The sequence below is a fragment of the Pedobacter sp. AC190 genome, assembly GCF_979258025.1.
On the sequence record NZ_OZ409824.1, the window covers coordinates 2319778 to 2338277 of the forward strand.

General features: G+C 36.4%; 15 protein-coding genes. 7 read left to right on the top strand and 8 right to left on the bottom strand.

Annotation, left to right across the window (positions count from 1 at the left end):
* Positions 1-41 precede the first annotated feature (41 nt).
* The 5 genes from ACZZZI_RS10200 (at position 42) to ACZZZI_RS10220 (ending at position 7475) form a co-directional block, all read left to right on the top strand.
* A complete protein-coding gene (locus ACZZZI_RS10200; protein ID WP_316754837.1) occupies positions 42-668 on the top strand; it encodes a TetR/AcrR family transcriptional regulator in 627 nt (208 codons plus the stop codon).
* Positions 665-1984 (top strand): TolC family protein, encoded by a 1320-nt coding sequence (locus tag ACZZZI_RS10205; RefSeq protein ID WP_316754839.1) that lies wholly within the window; start codon positions 665-667, stop codon positions 1982-1984. Before ACZZZI_RS10200 ends, ACZZZI_RS10205 begins: the two co-directional genes overlap by 4 nt.
* 8 nt (positions 1985-1992) lie before the next feature.
* Positions 1993-3072, top strand: a complete 1080-nt coding sequence (locus tag ACZZZI_RS10210; protein ID WP_316754841.1) for an HlyD family secretion protein — start codon at positions 1993-1995, stop codon at positions 3070-3072.
* Positions 3073-3079: 7 nt separating this feature from the next.
* Complete coding sequence (locus tag ACZZZI_RS10215) at positions 3080-4627, top strand: DHA2 family efflux MFS transporter permease subunit (RefSeq protein ID WP_316754844.1); 1548 nt, start codon at positions 3080-3082, stop codon at positions 4625-4627.
* Between the two features lie 262 nt (positions 4628-4889).
* Positions 4890-7475: a phosphoenolpyruvate carboxylase gene (locus tag ACZZZI_RS10220; protein WP_316754846.1), complete on the top strand. Its 2586-nt coding sequence runs from the start codon at positions 4890-4892 to the stop codon at positions 7473-7475.
* 319 nt (positions 7476-7794) lie between these two features.
* On the opposite strand, the gene ACZZZI_RS10225 is transcribed toward ACZZZI_RS10220, so the two are convergent.
* The 5 genes from ACZZZI_RS10225 to ACZZZI_RS10245 form a co-directional block, all read right to left on the bottom strand.
* A complete protein-coding gene (locus ACZZZI_RS10225) occupies positions 7795-8043 on the bottom strand; it encodes a DUF6952 family protein (protein ID WP_316754848.1) in 249 nt (82 codons plus the stop codon).
* On the bottom strand, positions 8043-8351 hold the full coding sequence (locus ACZZZI_RS10230) for a thioredoxin family protein (protein ID WP_316754850.1): 309 nt from the start codon (positions 8349-8351) through the stop codon (positions 8043-8045). The genes ACZZZI_RS10225 and ACZZZI_RS10230 overlap by 1 nt, the downstream gene beginning before the upstream one ends.
* A gap of 14 nt (positions 8352-8365) precedes the next feature.
* Positions 8366-8998 (bottom strand): peroxiredoxin, encoded by a 633-nt coding sequence (locus tag ACZZZI_RS10235; protein WP_010599334.1) that lies wholly within the window; start codon positions 8996-8998, stop codon positions 8366-8368.
* 847 nt (positions 8999-9845) lie between these two features.
* On the bottom strand, positions 9846-12233 hold the full coding sequence (locus tag ACZZZI_RS10240; protein ID WP_316754852.1) for a S9 family peptidase: 2388 nt from the start codon (positions 12231-12233) through the stop codon (positions 9846-9848).
* A gap of 251 nt (positions 12234-12484) precedes the next feature.
* Entirely contained in the window at positions 12485-13672 is a 1188-nt protein-coding gene (locus ACZZZI_RS10245; protein WP_316754854.1) for a hypothetical protein, read from the bottom strand.
* Between the two features lie 111 nt (positions 13673-13783).
* Between ACZZZI_RS10245 and ACZZZI_RS10250 the strand changes: the two genes are divergently transcribed.
* Positions 13784-15175 (top strand): aldehyde dehydrogenase family protein, encoded by a 1392-nt coding sequence (locus ACZZZI_RS10250; protein ID WP_344768304.1) that lies wholly within the window; start codon positions 13784-13786, stop codon positions 15173-15175.
* A 122-nt stretch (positions 15176-15297) separates the two neighbouring features.
* On the top strand, positions 15298-15825 hold the full coding sequence (locus ACZZZI_RS10255; protein ID WP_344768302.1) for a YfiT family bacillithiol transferase: 528 nt from the start codon (positions 15298-15300) through the stop codon (positions 15823-15825).
* A gap of 177 nt (positions 15826-16002) precedes the next feature.
* Here the strand turns inward: ACZZZI_RS10255 and ACZZZI_RS10260 are convergent, their stop codons facing one another.
* The 3 genes from ACZZZI_RS10260 to ACZZZI_RS10270 all read right to left on the bottom strand — a co-directional run bounded on the left by ACZZZI_RS10260 (position 16003) and on the right by ACZZZI_RS10270 (position 18364).
* A complete protein-coding gene (locus ACZZZI_RS10260; RefSeq protein WP_316754861.1) occupies positions 16003-16722 on the bottom strand; it encodes a heavy-metal-associated domain-containing protein in 720 nt (239 codons plus the stop codon).
* Positions 16723-16881: 159 nt separating this feature from the next.
* Positions 16882-17706 carry a 4,5-DOPA-extradiol-dioxygenase gene (gene ygiD, locus ACZZZI_RS10265; RefSeq protein WP_316754863.1) on the bottom strand — a complete coding sequence of 275 codons (825 nt, stop codon included), beginning with the start codon at positions 17704-17706 and terminating at the stop codon, positions 16882-16884.
* 85 nt (positions 17707-17791) lie between these two features.
* On the bottom strand, positions 17792-18364 hold the full coding sequence (locus ACZZZI_RS10270) for a YceI family protein (RefSeq protein ID WP_316754865.1): 573 nt from the start codon (positions 18362-18364) through the stop codon (positions 17792-17794).
* Between the last annotated feature and the right edge of the window lie 136 nt (positions 18365-18500).

An 18500-nucleotide genomic window follows, 5' to 3' on the forward strand; every position in this document is an offset into this window, starting at 1 on the left:
ATTAATCAAACGATTGATTAATTTTGTCTCATCAAAAAGAAATGAAAGTAGAAAAGATAGACAAGAGACAAGCTATAATTGAAGCCGCTGAAAAGCTGTTTTGCGAAACAGGCTACGAAGGCACTTCAACCCGTCAGATTTCAAAAGAATCGGGCGCAAACATGGCGATGATTAATTATTATTTCGGTTCGAAGGAAGGTGTTTTTATTGAGATTATGAATAACCGCATTGCAGGATTTGGTTCTCAGTTAAAAATCATCAACGAAGATAAAATTTCGGCAACTGAAAAATTGAATAGAGTGATTGAGGGCTACGCAACGCGTATTTTAGCTAATCCATCGTTCCATAAAATGATGCACCGCGAATTATCTCTAACTCAACGCCCAGAAATGTATAATAAAATTAAAGATGCAATGGGGCAGAACATGAATTTATTAGAGAAAATTTTAACGGATGGACAAGAAGACGGAAGTTTTAAAGAAGCGGATAACAGAATGGTAATTGCTACAATTATGGGTACGCTTACCAATATTATAATCTCACCACATAAAGTAATGCCCGATTACGACTTGGATTTAAACAACCCAAAAGACAAAAAATTAATTAAAGATAGGGCAGTAGCTCATCTTCAGGATTTAATTACCGTTTATTTAACAACAAAAAAATGATACCCAAATCGATTAGATTAATGCTTGTGGCATCATTAGTTCCAGCTGCTTTATTTGCACAAAGTACCAAAGAGCTAAATATCAATCAGGCAATTGAACTTGGCATAGCCAATAGTAAAAATTTAAAATTATCTCAAAATAAAATAGATCAGGCTGTGGCCCAGCTTGAGGTTGTAAAAGACAATGCACTGCCTACAGCTAATGCAAGCTTTATGTACAATCATGCTGAAATTCCAACAAGTACATTTACACTACCTGGCGGAGGTTCTTCTTTACAGTTACCGAAAAGAGCAGATGCTTTTGTAGGAACTGCAGCAGTACAAGAATTAGTTTATGGCGGAGGTAAATTAAAATACGCTAAAGAATCTACTAAATTACTTGCAGATGTTGCTCGTTTGGACGCAGATAAAAGCAAGGAAGAAGTTACTTATGCGGTAATTAACACTTATTATGCTTTGTATAAAGTATCGCAAAGTAAAAAAGTAGTTGATCAGAATTTAGAATCAATTGCGGCTCAAATTAAACAAGCGCAACGTTTCTTTGAACAAGGCATAGTAACCAAAAATGATGTACTTCGTTTTCAATTACAACAGGCAAATGTTACGTTAACGCAGTTAGACATAGAAAGTAACCGTAAAGTAATCAACTACAATCTAGATATCCTTTTAGGTTTACCTGAAGATACCGAAGTTAAAATTACAGATCCAAATGCAGGCCTAAAAACGGCGGGCTCGTTAAACGAATACATTGGTTTAGCAATGGCAAATCGCCAGGAATTAAAACAACTTGATGTGCAAAACAGAGTTGCTGGTTTTAACGTTAAAAGTATTAGAGCGAATACTTTACCAACCGTAGGTGTGGGTGCAAATTTGTACTACATCAACCCAAGTGGTAATTTTATTCCGCCAACCAATCAATATTTAATGCCTGTTACTTTAGGCGCAACAGTTTCGTGGAATATTGCAAGTCTTTGGTCTAACAAAAATAAAGTAAACGAGGCTAAAATTCAACAGAGTGAAATTACAATTCAGAAAGATATTCTATCAGATAACTTAAAAACAGATATCAACAAAAACTTTCAGAATTATCAGGTTGCTGTCAACAAGATTCAGGTTTTAGAAACCTCAATCAACCAGGCAACTGAAAATGATAAATTATTGGCATCGAAATACAAAAACAATGTAGCCTCAGTTACAGATCGAATTGATGCTGAAACCCTATTATATCAAGCCAAAATAAACTTAGAAATAGCTAAAGCTGATGCAGGCTTAGCTTACTATACATTACTAAAATCAACAGGAAAAATAACGCAATAAATACAGCAATGACAACTGAAAATAAAAAGAAGAGCAAAGTAGTACCTATCATTTTGGGTGTTTTACTTATAATAGGTATCGTTTTCGGTATCACAGAGTGGAATTATTTTAGCAAGCACGTAGATACGGATGATGCACAGATTGATGGCGACATTAGCCCTGTTATAGCTCGTGTTGGTGGTTACGTAAAGGATATTAATTTTGAAGAAAACACTCGTGTAACCGAAGGTCAGATTTTAGTTAAGCTTGATGATAATGATTACAAAGTGAAATTAGAGCAGGCGCAATCTGGCCAGAAAGGTGCAAGTGCAGGTGTTGGTGTTGCAAACTCTCAAATTGCGGCAACGCAAGCCAATACAAGTACCGCTAAAGCAAATGTTGAGGCTGCAAAATCAAATGTGCAAGCTGCAAATGTTAAAGTTAATTTAGCACAGAAAGATTATAACCGTTACGAAAACTTGGTAAAAGATGGTTCGATAACACAACAAGCTTTCGACCAGGCAAAAGCAAATAAAGAATCTGCTGAAGCAGCAAAACAATCGGCGGTAGCAGCTTATCAAGCAGCGCAAGACCAATACAATGCAGCGGTTAAACAGGTTGGTACAACTCAGTCGCAATTAGCGGTTAGTAGCAATGTGATTAGCCAACGCCAAAGTGATATCGATTTTGCTCAACTTCAATTATCATATACAGATATTAAAGCCCCAACAACGGGTATCGTTTCTAAAAAGAATGTTCAAAAAGGCCAATTGGTTCAAGCTGGTCAGTCTTTATTCTCGGTAGTTAACGATGGAAGTATTTATGTTACTGCAAACTTCAAAGAAACTCAATTAGAGAAAATTAAAACTGGTTCAAAAGTAGAAATCGAAGTTGATGCTTATCCTGATGAAAAAATTCAAGGTGAAGTTTACAATTTCTCGCCAATTACTGGCGCAAAAGGCTCTTTATTGCCACCAGATAATGCTACAGGTAACTTCGTAAAAGTTGTTCAACGTATTCCAGTAAAAATCAAAATTCATCCATCAAAAGAAATGTTAGCCAAATTACGTCCAGGAATGAGCGTTAAAGCTTCAGTTTCTATTAAATAATAATATAATGGCCGAAGTAGGTTTAAAAAAGTGGATTATTACGTTTACGGTTATCACAGCTTCTCTTTTGGAGCTTATTGATACAACTATTGTAAACGTAGCAATTCCTCAAATACAGGGAAACCTGGGCGCAACCCTCGAGGATGTGGCCTGGTTATCTACTGGCTACGCCGTTGCGAACGTGATCATCCTGCCTATGTCGGGCTGGTTGGGTAGCCGTTTCGGGCGTAAAAATTATTTCTTAACCTCCATCATCGTTTTTACACTTGTTTCATTTTTGTGTGGTAACGCAACATCACTAAACGAACTAATTTTATTCAGGATTATTCAAGGTTTAGCAGGTGGTGGTTTAATATCAACAGCGCAAGCTATTTTAATTGAAACCTGGCCGCGAGAAGATGTTGGTATAGCAACAGCTCTATTTGGGTTAGGTGCCGTAGTTGGTCCAACTATTGGTCCAACAATTGGAGGTTATATTTTAGAGATATCAGATTGGCCTTGGATTTTTTACGTAAATATTCCCGTCGGGATACTCGCCGCGTATTGTACCATAACCTTTATTCGAGAGACGCCCAAGGATGGGCAAGGTAAACCCGTCGATTGGTGGGGAATTGGTTTATTGGCTGTCGCGGTTGGAAGTTTACAAACTCTATTAGAAAAAGGAGAAAGCGAAGATTGGTTCTCTACACCATATATCGTTGCATTAGCAGTAGCATCTGTTTTTGGCTTGCTGTTATTTATTTGGAGAGAAACGAGCACCGATCACCCCATCGTTAATCTTCGGATTATGAAAAAGCGAAGCTTTTCTATTGGGATGTTTACTTCCTTTATTCTAGGCTTTGGATTGTATGGCTCTGTATTTGTGTTCCCTGTTTTTGCACAAAACCTCTTAGGATTTACACCTTTACAAACAGGAAAGCTCTTTATTGCAGGTGGTATTTGTACCATTTCGATGATGCCTTTTATTGGTATTATGCTTAAAAAAGGCGTGCCAGCACAGTTTATGGCAACAGGAGGAATGTTTTTATTCTTTGTTTTCTGCTGGATGTTAAGTAAATCAACATTAGCTTCTGGTACTGGAGATTTCTTCTGGCCATTAGTGATTAGAGGATTCGGAATGGCTTTGCTATTTGTACCATTAACTACATTAGCAATGCAAGATTTGAGCGGCCCAGAAATTGGACAAGGATCAGGATTAAACAACATGAGCAGACAGTTAGGAGGTTCTTTCGGAATTGCTGCTTTAACTACGCTAATCCATGTTCGTGCGGGTTTTCATAGAAGTAATTTATTAACCAACATAAATGAATATAATCCCGCTTTTACTCAAAAGTTAAATGGCTTGGTTCATACTTTTATGGCCAAAGGCACATCGTTTGTGGATGCAAAGTTAATGGCTATGAAAGCTATAGAAGGCTCGGTAATTAAACAAACTATGTTGCTTACTTACAATGATGCCTATTGGGTAGCTGGATTGATTATGTTATTTTCAATCCCACTTCTTTATCTTCAGAAATTTAAGAAAAATGCAAATATTGTTACCGATGCGCATTAATATTGGCAACAAATTGGCTTAAATAATGCCATAAAATAAAAACAGCCGGTGTATTTTATTACATCGGCTGTTTTAACCCAAAAAATTAACAATCAATGCAATGCCCTTAAACATTGCAAATGTTCTTACTTAACTACCAAGTAGCCAAATAAGATTCTAAAATTAAAATTTATTCTACAATTTTCCAAATTGTAAGCCTTAGAATTTTAATACCTTACGCATTTTTTGTAGTATTACAATATACAAAACTATTGCTTAAGCCATGCCTAAACTCCGTTTGACCACACAGCGTGAATCTATTTTTAACAACGAGGTTATCTCGAAATTTGAACTCTTTAACAGCCTTTTTTTAACACTGCCTTTTTACAAAATTAAAGATACTGGAACATTGTTGCCATTATTTTTTAAAAGCTGCGAAGAAGGGATTGCCAACGGCGAAAAGCCAGCTCAAATTATAGAAGAGTTTTTTGCGAAATACACAAGTTATACAGAGCGTAAGGATATTATCGATTTGCTCTTCCGCTTCATTCAATACATAGAGCGTCAGGTTGTGCTTTTTGATGCCGTTGAAGATGCTTCTTTTACCAAATTAAACACTACTGATGAGCAAAGTACGCTTGCGTTTATATTAAAAAAGAACGCAGATAATAAGCCAATGCTTTCAAAGATTGAAAACTTGATTGATGAATTATCACTACGTTTAGTTTTAACCGCTCATCCTACCCAATTTTACCCTGGCAATGTTTTAGCCATTATTACCGATTTAACGCAGGCCATTCGCGATAATAATATTACCGCGATGAACTCTTTATTGCAACAATTGGGCAAAACGCCGTTTTTCAATAAAAAATCGCCAACACCTGTTGATGAGGCATTAAATTTAGCCTGGTTTTTAGAGAACACTTTTTATTTTGCTGCGGCAAATATTCAGGAAGAGATCGACCAGAATTTAGATGAATATAATTTAGAAACGAAAAAAATATTGGAGCTAGGTTTCTGGCCAGGAGGCGATAGAGACGGAAATCCAAATATTCATGCCGATACTACTTTAGAAGTTTCTAAAATGCTGCGCCAAATTTTGTTCCGTTGTTACTACCGCGATTTTAGAGTTATTAAACGTCGTATTACTTTTAGGGGTGTGGAAGAAAACATTGCTATTTTACATGATGTACTATACAAAAATGCTTTCGATCAGACTTGCGAAGAAGAAGATATTTCTGACTTTTTAAGAGAAAATCTAAATAAAATTAAGGATACGCTTTTACAAGAGCACGATGGTTTGTTTGTTGATTTGGTTAACGACTTAATCAGAAAAATAGATTTATACGGCAATTATTTTGCCTCTTTGGATATTCGTCAGGATAGCCGAGTATTGAGAAGTGTGCATGCTTACTGCCGCCAGAATAAACCAATTTCTTCACTTTATCCTGCTGATTACGATAAACTCTCAGAGGCCGAAAAACTGAAATTAATTTCATTTAAAGAAGCATCCGTTGTTTATGCTTCAGAGCCAGATGCGCTAATTGAGGATACCATCCAAACCATTAAAGAAATAAAAGGTATTCAAAATAGAAATGGCGAAAAAGCTTGTCATAGGTTTATTATCAGTAATTGCCAGCAAGCAAGCGACATTTTGCAGTTAATCGAACTATTTCTTTGGAATGGCTGGAGTAAAGATGCACTAACAATCGATTTTGTGCCGCTTTTCGAAACGGTAAACGACTTAAAGGGCGCTGCTGATATCATGGATACTTTATACAGTAATCCTTTCTATAAAACACATCTGGCTAGCAGAGGTAATAAACAAGATATTATGCTCGGTTATTCTGATAGTACCAAAGATGGCGGTTATTTGATGGCCAATTGGTCTATATTCAACGGGAAAACTAGTTTATCTGCAATTGCTAAAAAACATAATATTCAATTGGCATTTTTCGATGGTCGTGGCGGGCCACCAGCTCGTGGTGGAGGAAAAACACATCGTTTCTATGCATCAATGGGTAAAGAAATTGCCAACAAAAATATGCAGCTAACTGTTCAGGGGCAAACCATAAGTTCGCAATATGGATCGGTAGAAAGTGCAGAGTTTAACATAGAGCAATTAATTAACGCAGGAATTTCATCAGGTTTGAAAGAAAAGCACAATGTACTTTTAGATCCTGAAAATAAATCTTTGCTCGATGAAATGGCTGAAGACGCCTACAAAGCTTTCGTCGATTTACGTGAACATCCATTGTTTGTAAGTTATTTAGAGAAACTTTCTCCATTGAAATTGTTATCGCAAGCGAATATTAGTAGCCGACCAGTGAAAAGAAATGGTGGTGGCGAAATGAAGCTTGAAGATTTAAGAGCAATTAGTTTCGTAACTGCATGGAGTATGTTAAAGCAAAACGTACCAGGCTTTTATGGAATGGGCACTGCAATGAAAAATCAAGAGAAGGCAGGCAATTGGGATAAAGTTGTAAAGGTCTACCAAGATTCTGACTACTTAAAAACCATCGTAGATAATTGTATGATGAGTATGAGTAAATCAGATTTTACAATAACAGCACATTTAGCGGCTGATAAAGAGTTTGGTGCATTTTGGACTCAACTACACAATGAATATAAGTTAGCTAAGGAGATGCTTTTAAAACTATCTGGACAAGAAACTTTAATGGCGAACTATCCTGTAGATAAAAAATCGATAGCTACCCGCGAGAAAATTATACTACCATTAGTGTTAATTCAGCATTTTGCTTTAGAAAAGTTGCAACATGATCAAAATGAAAAAGATCAAAGCGCTTTAGAGAAACTTGCCGTTAGAACGGTTTTCGGTATTGTAAACGCTGGTAGAAATTTGGCTTAAGTATCGTTGTTTAATTACCCAGTTTGGCACGTTGAGCTTGTCGAAACGCTTTATGTACAATTTGAAAAAGTCCTTCGACAAGCTCAGGATGACAACGGATAATTGATATGGCTTATTTTAGCATTTGACCACAACGGTCGTCATTGCGAGGCACGAAGCAATCTTAATGAGATGGGCTTAGCAGCTACCGTTGTAGGATTGCGTCGCGCCTCGCAATGACGTGGTGGCTGTTTCCGTTGCCAACACCGAGACGCCTAAAAACAAAAAACCCTTTGCAAATCTGCAAAGGGTTATATTTCAAAGATTCTGATTGAAGAAATTATCGATCAATCGAACCCATTACTTTTTGACCGAAAGCGTTAAGTGCATCTTTTTCGGCAGCACCTTCGCTTACCATTTGGTGTACTTCAAGTGCACCACAAATATTGGTAATCATTTCGCCAGCAACATCAACTTCGTGTTCGCTAACGCCTCTGAATTCGCAGAAAGCCTCTAAAACCTCTAAAGTTGTTTCCAATTGAGCAGGAGTGCTGTTTTGAAATAACTGTCTTATAACGGGAATCTTCATTATTTTATCTTGTTAAAAAGTTCAATTAAACCTTCTGCTTTGTTGGTTTGAACCTGATCTACCAAAGCACCACCTTCAAAAGCCGCAAAAGTTGGTAAATTATCAACGTTTGCAAATTTACGTGAGTTTGGAAGTTTCTCAGCATCAACAATTAAGAAAGCTACATCTTCATTTTCAGCAGCCAGTTTTTTAAACTTTGGTTTCATGATTCTACAGTTACCGCACCAAGATGCAGCATACTGAACCATAACCTTCGGGTTATCGGCCAAATACTGTTGAAGATTATCTTCTGTTAATTCTAAAAACATAATGTTTTATTTAATTAGTTAGCAGCTAAATATTCAGCAACACCAGTTCTGTTTGCGTTCATTGCTTCTTTTCCCTCTTCCCAGTTTGCAGGGCAAACTTCGCCATGTTTTTGAACGTGAGCATAAGCATCGATTAAACGTAAATATTCTTTAACGTTTCTGCCAACAGGCATATCATTAACACTTTCGTGGAAAACCTTACCAGTTTCGTCAATTAAATAAGTCGCTCTGAAAGAAACATTCGAACCAGAGAATGATTCATTTCCTTCTTCATCGTAATTAACTTCTTGATCTAAAATATCTAAAATACCAGATAATTGTCTGTGCGTATCAGCTAAAATCGGATAAGTAACACCCTCAATACCACCATTATCTTTCGGTGTATTCAACCAAGCAAAGTGAACTTCGTTCGTATCGCAAGATGCACCAATTACAATTGTATTTCTTTGTTCAAACTCAGGTAAAGCAGCTTGAAAAGCATGTAATTCTGTAGGACAAACGAAAGTAAAATCTTTTGGATACCAGAATAAAATAACTTTTTTGTTTTTACTAACAGCTTCTTCAAATACGTTGATTTTCAAGTCATCGCCCATGTCTGACATTGCATCAATACTAACACTCGGGAATTTTTTACCTACTATTGCCATAATTTTTTGTCTTTAATTTTGTGCCACAAAGGTACGGCGAAAAGAACTCTCAATCAACCCTGATCCATTAATAGTTAATCGTATTTATTGATAGCGATATAGTTAAAAACTATAATTATTAAATAAAGTATAAAATTTCGCTATTTAATTATTTGTAAACGAAAGGATGGTGGTTTTGGCGGAGTACAGGCCCGCTATTCATTGCAATCTTTTTGTTTCTGTTGTACTCTATTATCGTCATTGCGAGGAGTAACGACGTGACAATCTATTTTATTTGTACAACAAAAAGTATTTTCACTGCTATCGGGTTTATGTAATTGATGTCTGTAATTCTTTGGCTGGTTTTAAATACGAGTTGCCATTTGGCTAAAGCTAGTAAGAAAAACATTTTATGCCGTTGGTTGAAGCCAACGGCGAAGAATTGCACAGCATTGTTCCATAGATAAATTTACATGATTAACTGCTGGGTGATATTTCATTGCCTTCTGGCAGCCGACGGACTAAAGGTAAAACAAAAAAGAATTGTCATCCTGAGCGTAGTAGAGGGACAGATTATTTTTTGTTTTTAAGCACCGAACTCGTCTTCGACTACGCTCAGACTGAAAACATTTGTGCTTATGTTAATGACATTGGAGGCAGTTTGTAAAGTTTTGTCTTTATTTCATCGTTCGGCTAAAGCCAATAAGAAAAACATTTTATTCCATTGGTTGAAACGGCAAAGAATTACACAGCATTGTTCCACAGATACCTTTATATGATTAACTGCTGGGTGTTATTTCATTGCCGTCGTGCTTCAGCCGACGGAAAAAAAATCCCCTTAATTTTCATTAAGAGGGATTTCTAAATTCTATTTCTTCAATGTATTTTCATACAATTTAAATATCCGTTTATACTCATCAGTCCAGCTGCTTGGCTCTATAAAACCATGATCTTCAACTGGGTAAACAGCAAGTTCCCAATTGTTTTTACCAAGCTCAATAAACCGCTGAGAAATACGAACAATATCCTGAAAATGAACGTTCACATCAACCATTCCATGCGCCATTAATAAATTCCCTTTCAACTTATCGGCAAAGTAAATGGGAGAGCTTCTTTTGTAAGCAATCGGATCGTTAAAAGGCTCATTCAAAATATTTGAAGTATAGCCGTGGTTGTAATGCGCCCAATCGGTAACCGAACGCAAAGCAGCACCGCTTGCAAAAACATCCGATTCGTTAAACATCGCCATTAGCGTGATAAAACCACCGTATGAACCGCCATACAAACCTACATGTTTAGGATTAACCCCATATTTTTCAACTAAAAATTTAACCCCATCTACCTGGTCTGTTAAATCTTTGCCGCCCATATGGCGGTAAATTCCCGTTCTATGATCGCGGCCATAACCCGAACTTCCAGTATAATCAATATCAATAACGGTATAGCCATTATCAGCCAATAAATTATTAAACATAAACTCGCGGAAGTAAGTGCTCCAACCAAAGTGAACATTCTGCAAGTAACCCGCACCGTGAACAAAAACTACGGCTGGATGATTAGGGTTAGGATTTTCAGATTTATAAACCCTTGCATAAACATCAGCACCATAACGGTTTTTGAAAGAAACCATATCGGGTTCACGCCATTTGTAAGAGTTAAATTCAGCTGAAGTAGACTCCGTAATTTTTACAGCTTTAGCGCCAGTTTTATTAGCTTGAATGTATAACTCACCAGGTTTATTCATGTAAGAATAATTGATAGCGATATATTTTTCATCAGGAGAAAGGGTAATATCGTTTAAGCCTTTCATAGTGGTAATTTGTGCAAGCTCGCCACCATTTACACTAATTTTGAAGAAATTGGTAATCCCTGGATGTTCTTTATTAGCCTTAATGTAAAATGTGCTTTTATCTTTTGATAAGGTAACAGATTGAACTTCCCATTTTCCAGAAGTCAGTTGTTTTTTATCTCCCGTTAAAATATTAGTTACAAATAAATGCGAATATCCAGTTGCTTCGCTTTGATAATAAAAGCGATTATTATCGATCCAACCTGTACTTCCCTGAAAAAATCCGCTAATGCCAGGTCCACCTATCCAAGCCTCATCACGTTGGCGATCTAACAAAGAAAATTTGCCCGTTGCTGCATCTAATTTTAAAATCCAACGGTCTTTGTTATCCAACGAAGTTGCAATTACAATTGCTGCAGATCCGCTTTCATTCCATGCTGGGCCAAAGAAATTAACAGGTCTATCGGCATTTTTCTTTTTAAGCGTATCTAATTCTTTAGGATAATCCTTTAAATAATCGGGTAAATCTTTGATGCCCGTTATGGTTGCAGTTTGAATTGCATAAACAGAATCTTTCTGCGTATCGTAAATAAATCCTTGAGAAGTATTTTCGTTTTCGCCAACCTTGGTTCTGCCAGGAATATCTTCGGTATAACCAGATGACGTTACGTAATTGGGTACAATGGTATTGTGATTGTTTTGTGCTGGCGTGGTTAATTTATAAGTAATGTAATGCCCATCTGGACTAATAACAACACCGTTTAAAAACTTATCTTCAGTGTAAAGCTCTTTCAAAGATTTAGTATCGGCAGAGAAACCACCGAAACGACCTCTTCCTCCACGAGCACCACCGCTGCGTGTTTCAGCATTTCTTTTTTTAATAATATCGAAAAGTGCAGTTTGCTCCCCTCTCAACCATTTATCTTGTTCGGTTGCAAGTTTAGACTCTGCTCTTCCAGCTTTTTTACCCTTAACGAAATTAGTTAATTGCTTGGTTTCAGCAGATTTTAAATTGATTTCGAAAAGATTATCGCCTAATTGGTAAACAATATTTCCGTTGGTTAAAAAAACAGGACTGCTTTCTCGCTCCATCGTATTGGTTAGGCGGGTTTCTTTTTTGGTTTTAAAATTCTGCAGATAGATGTCTCCGCTTTTCTCAACCAAACCAAGTGAATTGTCTTTATTGTAAATGTAATTTAAGCTTAAAAGCTTTTCATCCTCTTTGTCAACAGCCTTAACGGGTTTTATAGCTGATGGCGTTATTTTAAAAAGTTCTTCTTTAGCTTTATTTTCCGGGTTCCAATTGAAATAAAGCGTCTTGCTATCTGCTGTCCAACGGAAATTTGTTGGTGCAATTCCCATCCATTTTGGGTCCCGCATTATTTTTTCTACAGTTAATGGAGCAATTTGTTGTGCAAAAGTGTATTCACCAGTGCAAAGCAAAAGGAAAAGTAAATATTTCTTCATGAATTTTTGTTTGGATGCTGCAATTTAGAGAATGAAGAGGCTAAAACTACAAGGAAATGGAAATGTTACAACGCCTCACCCTGTGAATGTTTTTTGCTTTGGCTTCTATTGTGCGCTCCCTCTACTGAAAGAGAGGGATTTTTTACAGTGGGTTAAAGTCAAAGGGTTCAAACCACAGTCTTGGTTTCCCTCTCTTTCAGGAGAGGGATGCAGTTCTCGGACAATAACTACAAACTTTCATGGGGTGAGGTTTATCGAATCACCCTTCCAGTTCTATCTACATTTACAACATCGAATGGCTTTAAATACTCATTGATGATTACCGAAAATTCTCTCCGTGTTAAAACCTTTTTTAAGTCGTATTTGGAAGAAAATTTATAGTTCTTATTCCACTTTTTCTCTATTTCAGTTTTTGTAGCATCAACAGCTTTATTTCCAACATAGCTAACCATCGAAATGGTATTTTCTAAATTTATAGGAATATTTTGATGATCATCAAACCAGATTTGCGCCTTGTAGTAATAGTCTTTTATCGGTTGTTTAATTTCATTGTAGGTTACTTCCTTTTCAGGATTGAAAAATAATTTTCCATCTTTAATATCGGCCTTTAATATGCCAGTAATACCAACTTTTTGCATGGCCAACCAATTAGAATCGGTAACTTTTACATCTTCAAAAGGCATTAACGAAAGTTTATAAGCCAAAAGTTCTCCTTGAATTCTCTTTAAGTTAGATAAACTGGTTTTAGTTTTATAAAAAGCTCCATATGCAGCGGTAGCTCCAGCCGCCTGACCAATTTCAAAACTATCCGCCCCGATGTATAATATATTTTCCTGATCTGGAATTAACAGATTGTATAACGAAAGAAAATTTGAAGTTCTTTGTAAGCCTCCAATTGTGGTTCGATATACGTTTTCAGAATAATTTATTGTGCTCGTTTCGGCTACTTTTAGACTAGGAATTTTTAGTGCGCTTAAAATTCTATCAGGATTATCAGTAACGATTAAAACCTTTGCTTTTATACTTTTATCTTTGGTGAGTCTTGCCTCCCAGCCACTTCCCGAGCGTTTAATTTCGTAATACGATGCATTGTTAATCACATCAAATAATTTCGAGCTATCAGACCAGGTTTTGATAATTGCATTTAATATCTGATAATTCATTTCAGGTATCGCCACAGTATCCGCAAGTTTTAAAGATTTCCTTGCTCTTTTTTCAAATGCTTTGGTAACACCATTTTCAGGAAAATTTCTATAATCTCCTAGTTTGAAACCATCACTTTGTGTTAAAATTATAGCGTTTACGCCAGATTCTGAAGCCTGAACGCCTGCAGCAAAAGCAGCATTTGAGTTGCCTAAAACTAAAACATCTGTTTTAATGGTTTGCGCATAAATAACCACAGGGATTAGTAATGCTAAAACAAAAAACAATTTCTTCATTGCTAATATTTAAATTATTTGCAATATGCTTTAAATGGATGAGTTTTTGATAAAATGAATTGATTTTAACTAAATTTAAGGATAAACTCGGTGATGTCGATTGTGACTAATATGGAAGAAAAAATAAAATCTGTTTTCGATTTACAACAGCAGCACAAATTTGAGTTACGTAAAACTGACGCAAAAACGCGAATTGCCAAACTCAAAAAACTTAAGCAAGCTTTTGAAACTGCTGAAGAAGAAATATATAATGCTTTAGAAAAAGATTTACGTAAAAGTAGATTTGAAACAGCCGTAACCGAATTGTTTTTTACCTATGCAGAAATAGACCATGCGATAAAAAAACTAAACGGTTGGATGAAACCAAGATCGGTTAGCAAAACAATGAGTAACCTTTTTGCTGGCAATAAAATCTATTACGAACCGAAGGGTGTTTGTTTAATTATCGCTCCGTGGAATTATCCGTTTCAACTTGTGATGAGCCCGTTAATATCTGCGATTGCTGCTGGAAATTGTGTAATGTTAAAGCCCTCAGAGTTAAGCCCAAATACTGCGGCAATTATCAATCAAATCATCTCTAAAACTTTCGATGAAAAGGAAATTGCTTGTTTTGAGGGTGATGCCGAAACATCAACTGCATTATTAAAACTTCCATTCGACCATATTTTTTTTACTGGAAGTACAGCAATTGGAAAAATTGTAATGGCTGCTGCGGCAAAAAATCTTACTTCGGTAACATTGGAATTGGGAGGGAAATCTCCAGCAATAGTTGATGATTCTTGTGATTTAAAAAAGGCAGCAGAAAAGATTGCCTGGGGAAAATTGGTTAACGCAGGACAAACCTGTATAGCACCCGATTATGTTTTAATTGATGAAAAGCTAGAAGCAGTATTTGTAGGACATTATAAAGCTGCGGTGAAAAAAATGTTCTTCAACGGAGATGAAATAAATGAATCTGTTTACGGTAAAATCATTAATGAAAAGCAGTTTGCAAGATTGGGTGAACTGATTAAAAAAGCAATGAAAGATGGTGCGCAATTAGAATTTGGTGGAGAAATTAATGAAAGAACTTTAACCATAAACCCAACGGTTTTAACTTCAGTAAATGCCGAAAACGACATTATGCAGGAAGAAATTTTTGGTCCGATTTTACCGATCGTTACCTATAAAACCATACAACAAGCCATCGATTTAATAAACAAAAAAGATAAACCATTGGCGCTATATATTTTCTCTGATAATGTTAAAAATCAAGCTAAAATTATTAAAGAAACCAGTTCAGGCGGAACTTGTGTAAACGATGTTTTGGTTCATATTAGTAATCCAAATTTGCCATTTGGTGGCGTAAACAGTAGTGGAATGGGAAGTTGCCACGGAATTTTCGGCTTTAAAAACTTTTCACATGAGCGAGCTGTCGTTTTTCAATCCAAGTTCGGCATGACGAAAATGATTTATCCACCATATAATATGGGGCTGTTAAAATGGTTGAAAAAGCTACTATGATTAATGAAAGTTAAAAGCTTGCCACGGAAACACAGATTGATGCGGAATAAGGTTGATTATTTTCTGTGATTTCAGTGCTTCCGTGGCAAAAATAATTCTATTTAAATCCTTATTTTGCTTTCATGGATTTAGAACAACTTAAATACCCAATCGGGAAATTTGTAATGCCTGAAATATTTGACGAAAAGCAAGCCACAATCTGGATTTCGGAAATTGAAGCTTTACCAAATCAAATTAAAATGGCTACCGAGAATTTAAGTGACGAAGAACTTAATCAAGTTTATCGCCCAGATGGCTGGACATTAAGACAAGTTGTTCATCATATCCCCGATAGCCACATGAATGCTTATATCCGCTTTAAGCAAGCCATAACTGAAGATCTTCCAATCATCAGGCCTTATTACGAAGAGCGTTGGGCCGAAACAGAAGAAGCAAAGCATGCAGAAATAGACATGTCTATTGCTTTATTAGTCGCTTTGCATCACCGTTGGGTTACGTTTCTTAAAACCTTAAACATAGAGGATTTTCAAAGGCAATACACACATCCCGAACACGGAAAACAATTTACTTTGGCAAATATGTTGGGCACTTATGCATGGCATGGAAAACACCATCTGGCACATATTATTAATACCATTTCAAAAGGCTAAACTTGTTCTTCTTTCGTCAATAGAATTCCTGGTAAACACTTAATTCTAAATCAGGGATAGTTCGGTTATTACCCAGGTTTAACTCGGTACTATCTCGGTTCTAGAATCCGAATAAAACCTTAATTAAACCTTTAATAATTGCGACGAAATGGTAAATAGAGGCTACGCTTTGTTTTGCTACATCAAAATTAGCATCGCTGCACTCATCGCAATCATAATTGCATCTTCAACAATGGTAACGGTACTCATAGGCAAGTTAAAAACAGCACCCAAGCAAGCACATTGAATTTTTTTCTTGTTTAAAACGCTTTCCAGAACGCCAAGAATACTAACTGTCATTACAATTAATGTTACCCAGTTTACTACGACAGGCGATAAATTTAATGCAAAACTTAGCCCGAGGCCAAGTTCAATGAAAGCATAAATGTAACCCCATGCACTGAATTTTTTGGCTACGATATCATACATCGCATAACTTTCGGCAAAAGCCTTCAAATTCAACATTTTGAAAAAAGAAAACGTTAAGAAAAATCCAGCCATAAAAACACGCATAAAAGTCATGAAGTTTACAGCACCACTTTGCCATGAAACCGACAGCGAAATCGCTGTAACATAGCCGAAAATTAATAGAATTGGTTTGTAGGTCGTTGCCCATGATTTTGTTTCTTCAGCCAATTCACTATGGTTGTTCGCTGTTATCTGATATTTACTTTCAGGGCCGCCCAATGCTTGTTGCAAAGCATTTAAACCGATATGGTTATCCATACTAATGGTCGCCGAATTTGCATCTTTCGACACTTCTACAGCGGTTACATCAGGTAAAACCAAAAGATTGCTTTTTACTTTATTTTCGCAACTACTGCACGTCATGCCAGTAAGTTGATAGGTATGTGTCATAATAAAAATATTTATACAAAAATACCTTAACAACAGGCTAATCGCGTTACAGAATAATCATAAAATGTTATAGAATTTTTCATTCTGATGCACGAAGCATAGGTTTCAGATTCTTCGTGCCCCAGAATGACATAATCGAAGTTGCAGGTAAAAAAATAGCTACCCAACTAAAACCGAAGTCATGGTTAACGAACCGCCAACGGCTTTATCATTAAAGAAAGAAACCTCTTCTCTGTCGTTTTTTAAACCTAAGGTATAAATTAAAGGCAAGTAATGCTCGGGTGTAGGGATCGCGAGCATTGCATCACTTCCTAAATTTCGATAATCGATTAAAGGCTTATGATCGCCATTTGCAATTAAATTTTTGAATTTGTCATTCATTTCATTTGCCCAATCGTAACCGCCACCGTTAATCATTTCCCAACTTAACATACGTAAGTTGTGCACCATATTCCCACTGCCAATTACCAAAACGCCTTTTTTGCGAAGCGCATAAATCTCTTTTGCAATTTCGTAGTGCTGTTCGGGCGATTTTGTATAATCAATACTTAATTGAAGAACAGGAATATTAGCATCAGGATACATGTGTTTAACAACGGTCCAGGTGCCATGGTCCAAACCCCAATCGTGATCTAAACCAACATTTACAGAGTGAATTAATGATGGAATTTCGGCCGCCAGTTTAGCATCACCAGGAGCTGGGTACTGAACATCAAATAGTTGCTGCGGGAACCCGCCAAAATCATGAATAGTTGATGGAAAATCCATTGCGGTAACAAAAGTTCCGTGGGTGTACCAATGTGCAGAAACAACTAGAACGGCTTTTGGAACAAGGATGTTTTTTGCTAAATCGGCCCAGCTTTGACTAAACTCGTTATGCTCGATACCATTCATTGGCGAACCATGACCAATAAAAAGCGTTGGCATTAAATCAGTTTGGGGCAAGCCATGAGTAAAGTTTCTGAATTGAGATAATGTTGGCATGGTAGAGATAATTTTGTCACATTGAGCTTGTCGAAGCACTGATATGCATTTCCACAAGCTCAATGTGACAGGACTACTATATTAGTTATTTTGCTTGCACAAATTCTAAGTTCAAGTTAATGGTTACATCTTTTGCAACACCAGCACCAGTTGGGTCGTATTTAATGTTATAATCTAAACGGTTAATGGTTGTAGTTGCGCCAAAACCAGCCTTAGTATTGCCTTGCTGATCTTTTGCCGTACCACCATAAACTACCGCAAATTTTACATCTTTAGTTACATCACGAATGGTTAATTTGCCACTTAATTCATAATTGTTTCCGCTTAATTTTTTGAATGATGTACTTTCAAATTTCATTGTTGGAAATTTCTCTGCGTTAAAGAAATCATCAGTTTTTAAGTGACCATCTCTCATATCAACACCAGTTGTAATGCTATTTACTTCAACAGTGAAATTGATTTTAGCATCAGTTAAGTCTGGTTTTGAAGCAGCAACATTACCATCGAATTTTTTGAATGAACCATCAACAAAAGAGATGCCCATGTGCTTAACCGAGAAGTTAACAAATGAATGCATCGGATCGATTTTCCAGGTTGTTTGTGCAAATGATGCTACACTGATTGAGGCAGCGATCAGAAATAGGAATAATTTTTTCATAACTTTTAATTTGTTTTAATTGCTATGAAGCTTTCGGAAGTCAATAAATAATCTTCAGGCGATAACTTCCTCAAGTTTCATATTTTGCTAGTTTTTAATTAAACAAAAATACGCTGAAAATGAAAGATTTAGTCTT